The following is a 13,569-nucleotide window of genomic DNA, read 5'->3' as shown; positions in this document are numbered from 1 at the left end:
CAGATAGAGACGTCATGTTCAAGCGAAACACCTTAGGCCTCGGTGGTGCCGCCCTGTGCGGCACCCTGCTGGTCAGCGGCTGTGCCAATCACATGTCACAACGCAGCGAGCACGAGGAACGTGTCGAGCGCAAACTGCTCGATCACAGCCTGCAGATCGATGTCGGCGAGCCCAAGGTGCTTGAGCTGCCGCAACGGCGCGTGAAGATCAACGAACAGAAGACTTTCGAAGTCACCGAGTTCGAAGTCACCCGCCATTACGACCGTTACACGCCTTACCAGCCGTGGCGGGAGATCTACGAGATCCCGCTGGGTGCGGTGGCGGTGGTCGGCGGCATCGGCGCGAACGTGGTCAACGTGTTTGCCCTCGGCAATCTGCCCGACAGCGTGACACGGGACTGGCTCAGCTACGGTTTCGCCGGGCTCAACCCGTTCATGAACGTGCAATCCAACGGTCGCGCGCAGCAGAACCTGGCCGGCATCGATGAAGTCCAGCGCGACAAGCGCACGGAGTATTCGAGCCTGCCCTGGAGCGAGCGTCCGGTTCAGGTCAAGGCTGGTAAACAGACCTTCGACATGACCACCGATCGCAACGGCGTGCTGCGTCTGAACCTGCTGGACAGCCCGTTCGCCGAAAACGACCTCAATCATGTGGGCAAACTGCAGATCAGCGTCGAAGACGGCAAAGATGACGTGCATTCCGATTCGTCCCTGGCGATCAGCACTCACCTGCGCGGCAAGCTGCTGGAGGCTCACGGGCTGATCTACGACGATCTGGAAGACGACGAAGTGAGCCAGTGGGTGCACCGGGTCAAGCGTCTGTCGGAACTGGGTCTGGAAGAAGAAGCCAGTGAGCTGGAACAAAGCCTGATCGAACTGACCCGCAACGATCCCGAGTTGCAAGCTGAATTCCTCAAGTCCCTGACCCGGGATGCGGGGCGTCTGGTGGCGGATCCGGGGCCGAACTGAATCCCCTGAAAAACTGCCCGAACCTGCTTCGGGCAGTTTTTTGTCCGCTTATCGCTCAAACAACTCCATCTGCTCAAAACCGCCGCGCAAATCTTCGAGCCGCACACCCACCCCCAACAACCGCACCGGCTTACCACCGCGATTGAACGCCTGGGTCAGCATCAACTGGTAACTGCCCAGATCCCGCCCTGCCCCGGCCTGCTCAAGCGTGGTCTGGGTGAAATCGTGAAACTTCACTTTGACGAACGGCTTGCCCGGCCGGTAGCTGCTGTCGATCCGCGCCATGCGGGTTTTCAGGGTTTCCAGTAGTTCCGGAAGCTTGTCGAGGCAGCTGCGCAGATCCGGCAGATCGACATCGTAGGTGTTTTCGACGCTGATCGACTGACGACGACTGTCGTTGTGCACCAACCGCTCATCGATCCCACGGGCCAGACTCCACAAGCGCTCGCCGAAACTGCCGAATTCCCGCACCAGCGCCAGCTTGTCCCACTCGCGCAATTGCAGGCAGTCATTGATACCGAGCTTGCCCAGCTTGTCGGCCGTGACCTTGCCCACCCCGTGCAACTTGCTCACCGGCAGGCCACTGACGAATTCTTCGACCTGATCCGGGGTGATCACGAACAAGCCGTTGGGTTTTCTCCAGTCGCTGGCGATCTTGGCCAGAAACTTGTTCGGCGCCACGCCGGCGGAGACAGTGATGTGCAACTGATTGGAAACCCGACGACGAATATCCTGGGCGATCCGCGTGGCGCTGCCGCCGAAATGCGCGCTGTCCGAGACGTCGAGGTAGGCCTCGTCCAAGGAAAGAGGCTCGATCAGGTCGGTGTAATCGCTGAAGATCGTATGAATTTCCTTCGACGCCTCGCGATAGGCGTCCATTCGCGGCTTGACGATAGTCAGGTCCGGGCACAGCTTCAGGGCGTGTCCGGACGACATCGCCGAGCGAACCCCGTAAGCCCGCGCCTCATAGTTGCAGGTGGCGATCACTCCGCGCCTGTCTGCCGAGCCACCCACCGCCAACGGCTTGCCGGCGAGGCTCGGGTCATCCCGCATCTCGATGGCGGCGTAGAAACAGTCACAGTCGACGTGGATGATTTTTCGCTGAGTCATGACAGAAAAGGAAACATGGCGAGCCGGACCGGCAGTATCTCACTGACACCTGTATATAGCACCAGTGGTAAGAATGTTCTTTTCAGTTTGTAGGAAACGGATTTTGAATTTATTTTCTCAATCGAAAGCCAACCTCCAATAGAGCTGAAACCCTTGCCCTGCCTGACCTGCAGCCCTTGAAAAGACCGTCCGTCAGCGCTAACCGATTGAAGCTGAAGAGGTTTTATCCGAATTGAAGGTTGACACCCCGGCGATCCTCTGTAGAATGCCGCCACACAGACGCGGGATGGAGCAGTCTGGTAGCTCGTCGGGCTCATAACCCGAAGGTCGTCGGTTCAAATCCGGCTCCCGCAACCAAACATCAAAAAAGGCCAATCGAAAGATTGGCCTTTTTTGTGCGCGTCTGTTTTTCGGATCCAGACTTAACCCGGAAATCGTTCCGATTCCGAAACTTAGCGCTTGCCCTGCGACCGTTTGCCGCGCTTTCGCACTTATTTGACCCTTCTCGGGATTATCGGTTGACACCCCGCCGTTCGCCTGTAGAATGCCGCCACACAGACGCGGGATGGAGCAGTCTGGTAGCTCGTCGGGCTCATAACCCGAAGGTCGTCGGTTCAAATCCGGCTCCCGCAACCAAACTTCAAAAAAGGCTACTCGAAAGAGTGGCCTTTTTTGTATCTGTGGAAAAAGTCCTTTCGCAACAATGATCTGTCACTGTGCAGTGAACCGTTCAGGATCTTCAGACCCACCGAGTTGCGACTATGCTTCAAGTCGCGGGCAAGGCGTCTGCAATCCAGGAGCTGCCCTCGCCGATACCCGGTGAGAGGCGTAGTATTTTGTGATTATTTTTTTCTACAGGGATTGGTAACTTGGCTGGATACCTCCATCCTGTCGCGCACAATCCAAGAGGTGATTGATGCGCGCCAACTCGTCTGATTCACAAGACACCATCACAGCGAACCCACCGATCAAGCCTGAGCGTCTGCGCCTGCTGGATCGGATCAGCAAATACCGGCAACCGATCGGTCTGGCGGTCACTTTGCTGCTGTTCGCCATCGCGCTGATTGCCTGTCGCCATCTGCTCAGCGAACTCGATCTCGACGCCCTGCACGACTCGATACTCGACGTGCCGAAACCGGCCCTGCTCGGTGCCCTCGGTGCGACGGTCGTCGGCTTCATTATCCTGCTCGGCTATGAATGGTCGGCCAGTCGTTATGCCCGCGTGACGCTGGCGCCGAAAGTGCTGGCACTGGGCGGTTTCACCGCGTTTGCCATCGGCAACGCCATCGGCCTGTCGATGCTGTCCGGTGGCTCGGTGCGTTACCGTTTATATGCACGACATGGCCTGGGCGCTTCCGAAGTCGCGCACATGACCCTGTTCGCCAGCCTGTCGCTGGGCTGCGCCCTGCCGCCGCTGGCTGCGCTTGCGACCCTGAGCAACCTGCCCGCCGCGTCACAGGCCCTGGGGCTGTCCGAGACCTTGTTGGGCACGATTGCCGGCGTGGTGCTGCTGCTCGGCGCGATCCTGGCCATCGGCATCTATCGCCGTCGCCTGCCGGAACAACCCTATCCGGACAACCTGTTGGTCCGGGCCGGTCGCCGCACCCTGCGCCTGCCGGGTCGCCGCCTGACCTTCCTGCAACTGGTCATCACCGCCCTCGACGTCGCCGCTGCTGCGACCGTCCTTTATCTGCTGCTGCCGGAAGCGCCACCCTTCGGTGCATTCCTGCTGGTTTATCTGCTGGCGCTGGCGGCCGGCGTGCTCAGTCACGTTCCGGGTGGCGTGGGCGTCTTTGAAGCAATTCTGCTGGCCGCGTTCGCCGACAAGCTCGGCGCCGCGCCACTGGCTGCTGCCCTGCTCCTGTATCGCCTGATCTATGTGGTGCTGCCGTTGCTGGTGGCCTGCGTGCTGCTGCTGATCAATGAAGGCCAGCGCCTGTTTCAGTCGCAGACCATGCGTGCGGCTTCCGGTCTGGCGGCACCGATTCTCGCGGTGCTGGTGTTCCTGTCCGGCGTGGTGCTGCTGTTTTCCGGGGCGACGCCAGAGATCGACACCCGTCTTGAACACATCGGTTTTCTGATTCCCCACCGTCTGGTCGATGCTTCGCACTTTGGCGCCAGCCTGATCGGCGTGCTGTGCCTGATGCTCGCTCAAGGCCTGCGTCGCCGGTTGTCGGCGGCGTGGATGCTGACCACCATTCTGTTGCTGGTGGGCGCCCTGCTCTCGCTGCTCAAGGGTTTCGACTGGGAAGAAGCGACCCTGATGACCCTCACCGCCGCGCTGCTGGGGGTGTTCCGCCGTTCGTTCTACCGCCCGAGCCGCCTCACCGAACTGCCGTTCTCGCCGCTGTATCTGGTGGCCAGCCTGTGCGTACTCGGTGCCTCGACCTGGCTTTTGCTGTTCGCTTATCAGGACGTTCCTTACAGCCATCAACTGTGGTGGCAGTTCACCCTCGACGCCGACGCCCCGCGCGGCTTGCGCTCACTGCTCGGCGCCGCCGTGTTGCTGCTGGTGATTGCCCTGACCTGGCTGCTGCGCACTGCTCGCCCGGTGATTCACCTGCCGACACCCGATGAGCTGGAACGCGCCTCGAAAATTCTGATGGCCTCCTCGCAACCGGACGGTGGCCTGGCCCTGACCGGTGACAAGGCGCTGCTGTTTCATCCCAACGACGAAGCCTTCCTGATGTACGCCCGTCGCGGCCGCAGCCTCGTGGCCCTGTACGACCCGATCGGCCCCGGCCAGCAACGGGCCGAAATGATCTGGCAGTTCCGCGACCTGTGCGACATCCATCACGCCCGCCCGGTGTTCTATCAGGTGCGCGCCGAGAACCTGCCGTACTACATGGACATCGGCCTGACCGCGATCAAGCTCGGCGAAGAAGCCCGGGTCGATCTGCATCGCTTTGACCTGGAAGCCAAGGGCAAGGAGATGAAAGACCTGCGCTACACCTGGAACCGTGGCACCCGCGACGGCCTGTCGCTGGAAATCCATGAGCCGGGCCAGGCGCCGATGGATGAGCTCAAGGTGATTTCCGATGCCTGGCTGACCGGCAAGAACGTGCGCGAGAAAGGCTTCTCCCTCGGCCGCTTCAGCGACGATTACCTGAAGCATTTCCGCATCGCGGTGATTCGCTTCGAAGGGCGTCCGGTGGCGTTCGCCAACCTGCTCGAGACCTACAGCCATGACCTGGCCAGTCTCGACCTGATGCGCGCGCACCCGGACGCCCCCAAACTGACCATGGAATTCATGATGGTCGGTCTGATTCAACACTATAAGAGTCACGGATACGCGCGCTTCAGCCTGGGCATGGTGCCGCTGTCGGGGTTGCAACCCCGGCGCGGGGCACCGCTGACCCAGCGTCTGGGTTCGATGGTTTTCCGCCGTGGTGAGCAGCTGTACAACTTCCAAGGCTTGCGCCGCTTCAAAGACAAGTTCCAGCCTGACTGGGAACCCCGTTATATGGCAGTGCCCGCCGGACTCGATCCGCTGGTGGCACTGGCCGATACTGCTGCCCTGATCGCGGGCGGCTTGACTGGATTGGTGAAACGCTGATGATTCAACGCTCCCTGAAGTACATCCTGGTCGCACTGCTGGTGCTGGCCGCGATTGCCGGTGGCGGTTTCTGGTACCTCAAACGCCCGGCACCGGAACCGACCCTCGAACAGCTCACTCCGGCCGATGGCGCTGCCATGACCCGGGTCATCCCCGGTACCAAGCCCAAGGCGCAGGTGCTGGTGGCGGTCAACGACGACCAGAAACTCAGCGACAAGCAACTGAGCACTCTGAGCCGCAGCGCTTCGGCGCAGATCGTTCAGGTGATCCTGCCCAAGGACTGCCTGCTGCAAAGCCGCGCCCTGCAGGCCGGCCTGCGCGAACTGAACGGCCCAGCGACCCTGGTCAGCGGCATCGGCCCCGGCGCCGTCCTGGCGTGGCGCTGGCTGTCCGAGCAGAAAGACGACAAGGCACAGGCCGTCTCCGTCGACCTGGCCCTGGAAAAACCCGGCTGCACTCACCTGCTGCCAAAAGCCGCCGCCCACGGCCACTGGCTGGTGGCGTGGAACGACAACCCGGACGACACCAGCGCCGGTTTCGTGCGCGATCAACCGAACGCCGAGACCAGCATCAGCGACTACGACATCAACCTGCCGCAAGTGCTGAACAACGAACTGCGCAAGATCCTCGTAGGCGGCGACAAGGCCAACGGCGGCCTGCAGATCCCGGTGGTGGAAGTCCCTGCCGGCCAGGCCAAGGACACCGTGACCCTGTTCCTGTCCGGTGACGGCGGCTGGCGCGATCTGGACCGCGACGTGGCCGGTGAAATGGCCAAGATCGGCTACCCGGTGGTCGGCATCGACACCCTGCGCTACTACTGGCAGCACAAGAGCCCGGAACAGAGCGCCCTGGACCTGACCGAACTGATGCAGCACTACCGCCAGAAATGGGGCACCAAGCGCTTCATCCTGACCGGCTACTCGTTCGGCGCCGACGTCCTGCCGGCCATCTACAACCGCCTGCCGGAAACCGAGCAGCAGCGCGTCGACGCAATCATTCTGCTGGCCTTCGCCCGCACCGGCAGCTTCGAAATCGAAGTCGAAGGCTGGCTCGGCAACGCCGGCAAAGAAGCCGCCACCGGCCCGGAAATGGCCAAGCTGCCACCGGCCAAGGTCGTGTGCATCTACGGTGAAGAAGAAACCGATGAAAGCGGTTGCACCGACAAGACGGCGGTGGGCGAAGCGGTGAAGCTACCTGGCGGCCACCACTTCGACGAGAACTACCCGGCGCTGGCCAAGCGTCTGGTGGATCTGATCGAGAAGCGCCAGAACTCGGCGCAGGTGGCGGAGGAGTGATCTGAAGCGCCCCCAAAAAAGCCCCCGCAACTTCGCAGTTGCGGGGGCTTTTTCGTTTTGGCAAACACCCGAGATCCTTGTGGGAGCCGGGCTTGCCCGCGATGGCGATGGGTCAGGCAGCTGATTTGTAAACTGATACACCGCATTCGCGGGCAAGCCCGCTCCCACAGGGATCTCCACTGGATTCTGATAAGTGCACAAACACAAAAAAGCCCCCGCCAGCCACAAGGCTGACGGGGGCTTTTTGATGACGCCGGTTTACATCTCCACCTGCGTCCCCAACTCAATCACCCGGTTCAGCGGCAGATTGAAGAACCGCAGGTTCCCGTTGGCATTCTTCAACATGAACGCAAACAGCGCTTCACGCCAACGGGCCATGCCTTCGAGCTTCGAGGCGATAACCGTTTCGCGGCTGAGGAAGTAGGTGGTGCGCATCGGGCTGAAGTCCAGATCATCCAGGTGGCACAGTTTCAGCGCCTGCGGGACGTCCGGTTCGTCGGTGAAGCCGAAGTGCAGGATCACCCGGAAGAAGCCTTCGCCGTGGGCTTCGACTTCGAAGCGCCGGGATGGCGGGACGCGCGGGATGTCTTCGTAGACCACGGTCAGCAGCACCACTTGTTCGTGCAGCACCTGGTTGTGCAGCAGGTTGTGCAACAGCGCGTGCGGCACCGCGTCGGAACGGGCGGTGAGGAACACGGCGGTGCCCTGCACGCGGTGTGGAGGCTGCACGCGGATGCTGCTGATAAAGATCGGCAGCGGCAGCGCGCCTTCGTCGAGGCGCTCGACCAGCAGTTGCTTGCCGCGCTTCCAGGTGGTCATCAGCACGAACAGCGCGATACCGGCGATCACCGGGAAGGCGCCGCCCTGGACGATTTTCGGCACATTGGCGGCGAAGTACAGGCCGTCCACCAACAGGAAGCCGATCAGCACCGGCACCGCCAGAATCGGTGGCCATTTCCACAGCAGCAGCATCACGGCCGACACCAGAATCGTGGTCATCAACATCGTGCCGGTCACCGCCACGCCGTAGGCCGAAGCCAGGGCGCCGGAGGACTCGAAGCCGATCACCAGCAACACCACGCCGACCATCAGCGACCAGTTCACCGCACCGATGTAGATCTGGCCCTGCTCGTCGCTGGAGGTGTGCTGGATGTACATGCGCGGGATGTAACCGAGCTGGATCGCCTGACGGGTCAGGGAGAACGCGCCGGAAATCACCGCCTGGGACGCGATCACCGTGGCCAGGGTCGACAGACCGACCAGCGGAATCAACGCCCAGCTCGGGGCCAGCAGGTAGAACGGGTTGCGCGCGGCGTCCGGGTTCTCCAGCAGCAAGGCGCCCTGACCGAAGTAGTTGAGCACCAGCGCCGGCAGCACCAGCAGGAACCACGCACGGGCAATCGGCTTGCGGCCGAAGTGGCCCATGTCGGCGTACAGCGCTTCGGCACCGGTCAGCGCCAGCACCACGGCGCCGAGGATCGCCACGCCCATGCCCGTATGAACCATGAAAAAGCGCACGGCCCAGACCGGGTTCATCGCGTGCAGCACTTCCGGGTAATGGCTGATGCCGTAGACGCCGAGGGCACCGAGCACCAGGAACCAGGTGACCATGATCGGCCCGAACAGAATGCCGATCCGCGCCGTGCCGTGTTTCTGGATCAGAAACAGACCCACCAGCACCACCAGTGACAGCGGCACCACCCAGTGGTCGATGCCGTCAAAGGCCAGGCCCAGACCTTCGATGGCCGAGAGTACGGAAATCGCCGGGGTGATCATGCTGTCGCCATAGAACAGCGCTGCGCCGATCAGCCCGCAGACCACCAGCAGCGTGCGCAACCGCTTGCGCCCCGCCGCCGCCCGACGGGCCAGCGCGGTGAGCGCCATGATCCCGCCTTCGCCCTGGTTGTCGGCGCGCAGCACGAACATCATGTACTTGATTGAAACGACCCAGATCAGCGACCAGAAAATCAGCGACAGAATGCCGAGCACCCCGTCGTGATTGACAGGCACGCCATAAGCGCCGGAAAACACTTCTTTGAGGGTGTACAACGGGCTCGTGCCGATGTCGCCGTAAACTACCCCGACCGCCGCGACCAGCATGCTCAGCGGCTTGGTGGCCGAACCTTCGGCGCCCGCCGCGTGACTACTTGCCTGACCCATCCAACACTCCTGATTCCCAGACCGGCTTCTTATATGAAGCACTATGCTTTGTGTGCAGCATGCGCGTTTTTACGCCCTGTAACAGACGTTTTCTTGACTGTAAAAATTCAGTAAAGCGCAACGGCGCGAAGCATAGCGCAGCACTCGTCGTATTTCCCTGTATAAAGCTGGTCAAGTGCGCTGCTCGTCGCTAGAATTGCGCACTTTTTGATCAGAGGCGCAGTTCAAGCGCCCATCCGTCGGTTACCGAACCAGGCAAGCGACGTCACAAAACACCGAGGTTAGACATGTCCACCACTCCTGCGCCGGCCAATCCAAAGGTTGGCTTCGTTTCTCTGGGTTGCCCGAAAGCACTGGTCGACTCCGAGCGCATCCTGACCCAGCTGCGCATGGAAGGCTATGACGTGGTGTCCACCTATCAGGACGCCGACGTGGTCGTGGTCAACACCTGCGGCTTCATCGACTCGGCCAAGGCCGAATCGCTGGAAGTCATCGGCGAAGCGATCAAGGAAAACGGCAAGGTCATCGTGACCGGCTGCATGGGCGTCGAAGAAGGCAATATCCGTGACGTGCACCCGAGCGTGCTGGCCGTCACCGGTCCGCAGCAGTACGAGCAAGTGGTCAACGCGGTGCACGAAGTCGTGCCGCCGAAGCAGGATCACAACCCGCTGATCGACCTGGTGCCGCCGCAAGGCATCAAGCTGACCCCGCGCCACTACGCGTACCTGAAGATTTCCGAAGGCTGCAACCACAGCTGCAGCTTCTGCATCATCCCGTCGATGCGCGGAAAACTGGTCAGCCGTCCGGTGGGTGACGTGCTCGACGAAGCCCAGCGTCTGGTCAAATCCGGCGTGAAGGAACTGCTGGTGATTTCCCAGGACACCAGCGCCTATGGCGTTGACGTCAAATACCGCACCGGTTTCTGGAACGGCGCGCCGGTGAAAACCCGCATGACCGAACTGTGCGAAGCGCTGAGCACCCTCGGCGTCTGGGTCCGTCTGCACTACGTTTACCCGTACCCGCACGTCGACGAGCTGATCCCGCTGATGGCCGCCGGCAAGATCCTGCCGTACCTGGACATCCCGTTCCAGCACGCCAGCCCGAAAGTCCTCAAGTCGATGAAACGCCCGGCGTTCGAAGACAAGACCCTGGCGCGGATCAAGAACTGGCGCGAGATCTGCCCGGACCTGATCATTCGTTCGACCTTCATCGTCGGCTTCCCCGGCGAAACCGAAGAAGACTTCCAGTACCTGCTGGACTGGCTGACCGAAGCCCAGCTCGACCGCGTCGGCTGCTTCCAGTATTCGCCGGTCGAAGGCGCTCCAGCCAACGATCTGGATCTGGAAGTGGTTCCGGACGACGTCAAGCAGGATCGCTGGGAACGCTTCATGGCGCACCAGCAGGCCATCAGCTCGGCGCGCCTGCAAATGCGCATCGGCCGTGAAATCGAAGTACTGGTGGACGAAGTCGACGAGCAGGGCGCGGTCGGCCGCTGCTTCTTCGATGCCCCGGAAATCGACGGCAACGTGTTCATCGACAACGGCAGCAACCTCAAGCCGGGCGACAAGGTCTGGTGCAAGGTGACCGACGCCGACGAATACGACCTCTGGGCCGAACAGATTTAAGCGCGAAAAATACAGAAAGCCCTGCTCTCTTTACGAGATGCGGGGCTTTTTTACGGCTATCGTTTGGGGTGGGAAGGACTCCCTCATCCATGACAAAGAGGCTATCGGGCATGCGTCACCACTCGGTCATCCACACGCCGAAACTCAGCGATTATCAGGAACTGACCCGGGTCTGGGAGGCCTCGGTTCGCGCGACCCACGATTTCCTGCCGGAATCCTACATCGAGCTGCTGAAGAATCTGGTGCTGACCCGCTACCTCGATGCGGTGATGCTGATCTGCACCCGCGACAGCCACCAGCGCATCACCGGGTTTGCCGGGGTCGCGGCGGGCAAGATCGAAATGCTGTTCATCGACCCGGCCCATCGCGGCCAGGGCCTTGGCAAGAAACTGTTGAAGTACGCGATGGAACACCTGAACGCCGACGAATTGGACGTCAACGAACAGAACCCCCAGGCGCTGGGGTTTTACTTCAAGCAAGGGTTCGAGGTGATCGGCCGCTCGGAGGTCGATGGCATGGGCCAGCCGTATCCGTTGTTGCATATGCGTCTGAAACAACCGGAGCAGCGCGCGGTACGCGGCTAAAAGCCACACGGCGCAAATGCAATCGGGCTTAACCGGCCCCAGGCAGGTACAATGCCCACCCCTTTTTTGTTACGGCCCCTGTCATGACTGACCCGATTCGCCTCTCCAAACGCCTTATCGAGCTGGTCGGTTGCTCCCGCCGGGAGGCCGAGCTGTTCATTGAGGGCGGCTGGGTCACCGTGGACGGCGAAGTCATCGACGAGCCGCAGTTCAAGGTCGGCGACCAGAAAGTCGAGCTCGACAAGGACGCCAAGGCCACCGCGCCGGAGCCGGTGACTATCCTGCTCAACGTGCCGGCGGGCATGGATGTCGACAGCGCCATGCAGTCGCTGAACGCCGAAACCCTCAGCGAAGAACACCGCTACGGCAAACGTCCGCTGCGCGGACACTTCCTGCGCCTGACCGCCAGCGCCGACCTGCAACCCAAGGCCAGCGGCCTGCTGGTGTTCACCCAGGACTGGAAGGTGCTGCGCAAGCTCACCGCCGACGCGGCCAAGATCGAGCAGGAATACGTGGTCGAAGTCGAAGGCGACATGGTTGCCCACGGCCTCAATCGCCTGCAGCACGGCCTCACCCACAAGGGCAAGGAGCTGCCGCCGGTCAAGGCCAGTTGGCAGAACGAAAACCGCCTGCGCTTCGCCATGAAGAACCCGCAGCCGGGGATCATCGCCCAGTTCTGCGAAGCGGTCGGCCTGAAGGTCATCGGCATACGCCGGATCCGCATCGGCGGCGTGTCCATCGGCAAGGTGCCGGTCGGCCAATGGCGCTATCTGTCCGGCAAAGAGAAATTCTAAGGCTCGCAAGCCACCCTACATTTCCGGCATCGCGCCCGCGCAATGCCCACAGCGAACAATCAGGATTGCACACATGGTTCACAACGACGTTCTGCGCAGCGTGCGCTACATGCTCGACATCAGCGACAAGAAAGTGGTCGAGATCATCAAACTCGGCGGCCTGGACGTCACGCTGGCTGATGTCGTGACGTACCTCGACAAGAAAGAAGAAGACGAAGAAGGTTTCGTGCGCTGCCCGGACGAAGTCATCGCGCACTTCCTCGACGGTCTGGTGATCTTCAAGCGCGGCAAGGACGAAAGCCGTCCGCCGCTGCCGATCGAACTCCCGGTGACCAACAACATCATCCTGAAAAAGCTGCGCGTGGCCTTCGAACTGAAGGAAGACGACATGCACGCGATCCTCAAGGCTGCCGAGTTCCCGGTGTCCAAGCCTGAGCTGAGCGCGCTGTTCCGCAAGGTCGGCCACACCAACTACCGCCCGTGCGGCGATCAGTTGCTGCGCAATTTCCTCAAGGGCCTGACCCTGCGCGTTCGCGGTTGACCCATTCGATCACGGCGACTTCGGTCGCCGTTTTCATGCATGCCGTTCCATTCCTTCCAAAAATAGTGGCTCCGCTTTTTGCGGCCGGCGACTAGGGTGTACTGAACCCTAGCCCTCAGGATTCGCCATGCACCCGTATTTCTCCCTGCAAGGCCGCACCGCCCTGGTGACCGGCGGCACCCGTGGTATCGGCAAAATGATCGCCAAGGCCTATGTCGAGGCCGGCGCCCGCGTGTACGTCTGTTCCCGTGACGCGAAAGCCTGCCATCAAACCGCTGAAGAACTCAGTGCTCTGGGCACTTGTCTGGGCATGGCGGCGAACCTGGCGACCGAAGAAGGCGTGAAAGAGCTGGCCGCGCGACTGGGCGAGCAGATCACGCATCTGGACATTCTGGTGAACAACGCCGGCACGACGTGGGGCGCGCCGCTGGAGAGCTACCCGGTCAAGGGCTGGGAGAAAGTCATGCAGCTCAACGTGACCTCGGTGTTCAGTTGCATCCAGCAATTTCTGCCGTTGTTGCGCAAATCCGGCTCGGCGGCCAATCCGGCGCGGATCATCAACATCGGTTCGGTGGCGGGGATTTCTTCCTTTGGTGAACAGGCCTACGCCTACGGACCGAGCAAGGCCGCCCTTCATCAGCTGTCGCGGATCCTCGCCCGGGAACTGGTGAGCCAGCACATCAACGTCAACGTCATCGCACCGGGGCGCTTTCCGAGCAAGATGACCCAGCACATCGGCAGTGATCAACAGGCGCTGGCCGAAGACACCGCGCTGATCCCGATGAAACGCTGGGGCCGCGAGGAAGAGATGGCGGCGCTGGCGATCAGCCTGGCGAGTACAGCCGGGGCGTACATGACCGGGAATATCATTCCGCTGGATGGCGGGTTCAGTCTTTAGATCGGCGACGCGGCCGGACGGGTTATCATGCCCGCCCT

General features: G+C 61.6%; 10 protein-coding genes and 2 tRNA genes. 10 read left to right on the top strand and 2 right to left on the bottom strand.

What is annotated here, in order from left to right:
- Positions 1 to 14: 14 nt before the first annotated feature.
- Positions 15 to 968, top strand: coding sequence for a hypothetical protein (locus QRN46_RS19675; protein WP_011332758.1), 954 nt, complete (start codon positions 15 to 17; stop codon positions 966 to 968).
- A gap of 48 nt (positions 969 to 1,016) precedes the next feature.
- Here QRN46_RS19675 and dinB read toward each other — a convergent pair whose 3' ends face one another.
- The gene (gene dinB, locus QRN46_RS19670) at positions 1,017 to 2,078 is read right to left on the bottom strand and encodes a DNA polymerase IV (protein WP_011332757.1); all 1,062 of its coding nucleotides are present in this window, start codon (positions 2,076 to 2,078) and stop codon (positions 1,017 to 1,019) included.
- 280 nt (positions 2,079 to 2,358) lie between these two features.
- Between dinB and QRN46_RS19665 the strand changes: the two genes are divergently transcribed.
- From QRN46_RS19665 to QRN46_RS19650, 4 genes are all read left to right on the top strand, one after another.
- A tRNA-Met gene (locus tag QRN46_RS19665) sits at positions 2,359 to 2,435 on the top strand.
- Positions 2,436 to 2,637: 202 nt separating this feature from the next.
- Positions 2,638 to 2,714: transfer RNA gene (locus QRN46_RS19660), tRNA-Met, on the top strand.
- Between the two features lie 280 nt (positions 2,715 to 2,994).
- Positions 2,995 to 5,634 carry a bifunctional lysylphosphatidylglycerol flippase/synthetase MprF gene (gene mprF, locus QRN46_RS19655; RefSeq protein ID WP_011332756.1) on the top strand — a complete coding sequence of 880 codons (2,640 nt, stop codon included), beginning with the start codon at positions 2,995 to 2,997 and terminating at the stop codon, positions 5,632 to 5,634.
- The gene (locus QRN46_RS19650) at positions 5,634 to 6,929 is read left to right on the top strand and encodes a virulence factor family protein (protein WP_011332755.1); all 1,296 of its coding nucleotides are present in this window, start codon (positions 5,634 to 5,636) and stop codon (positions 6,927 to 6,929) included. The genes mprF and QRN46_RS19650 overlap by 1 nt, the downstream gene beginning before the upstream one ends.
- 258 nt (positions 6,930 to 7,187) lie before the next feature.
- Here the strand turns inward: QRN46_RS19650 and QRN46_RS19645 are convergent, their stop codons facing one another.
- Positions 7,188 to 9,029 (bottom strand): potassium transporter Kup, encoded by a 1,842-nt coding sequence (locus tag QRN46_RS19645; RefSeq protein ID WP_373423134.1) that lies wholly within the window; start codon positions 9,027 to 9,029, stop codon positions 7,188 to 7,190.
- Between the two features lie 347 nt (positions 9,030 to 9,376).
- Between QRN46_RS19645 and rimO the strand changes: the two genes are divergently transcribed.
- From rimO to QRN46_RS19620, 5 genes are all read left to right on the top strand, one after another.
- The gene (rimO, locus tag QRN46_RS19640; RefSeq protein ID WP_085748160.1) at positions 9,377 to 10,714 is read left to right on the top strand and encodes a 30S ribosomal protein S12 methylthiotransferase RimO; all 1,338 of its coding nucleotides are present in this window, start codon (positions 9,377 to 9,379) and stop codon (positions 10,712 to 10,714) included.
- Between the two features lie 110 nt (positions 10,715 to 10,824).
- A complete protein-coding gene (locus tag QRN46_RS19635; protein WP_041475157.1) occupies positions 10,825 to 11,298 on the top strand; it encodes a GNAT family N-acetyltransferase in 474 nt (157 codons plus the stop codon).
- Positions 11,299 to 11,381: 83 nt separating this feature from the next.
- A complete protein-coding gene (locus QRN46_RS19630; RefSeq protein ID WP_011332751.1) occupies positions 11,382 to 12,092 on the top strand; it encodes an rRNA pseudouridine synthase in 711 nt (236 codons plus the stop codon).
- Between the two features lie 73 nt (positions 12,093 to 12,165).
- Positions 12,166 to 12,633, top strand: coding sequence for a YehS family protein (locus tag QRN46_RS19625; RefSeq protein WP_007954948.1), 468 nt, complete (start codon positions 12,166 to 12,168; stop codon positions 12,631 to 12,633).
- Positions 12,634 to 12,760: 127 nt separating this feature from the next.
- Entirely contained in the window at positions 12,761 to 13,531 is a 771-nt protein-coding gene (locus QRN46_RS19620) for an SDR family oxidoreductase (RefSeq protein WP_285356672.1), read from the top strand.
- Positions 13,532 to 13,569: the final 38 nt, after the last annotated feature.

The sequence above is a fragment of the Pseudomonas sp. lyk4-R2A-10 genome (assembly GCF_030209075.1).
GTDB lineage: Bacteria > Pseudomonadota > Gammaproteobacteria > Pseudomonadales > Pseudomonadaceae > Aquipseudomonas > Aquipseudomonas glycinae.
The sequence above is the reverse complement of the archived record's forward strand: the minus strand, read 5'-3'. Positions and strand labels throughout refer to the sequence as shown.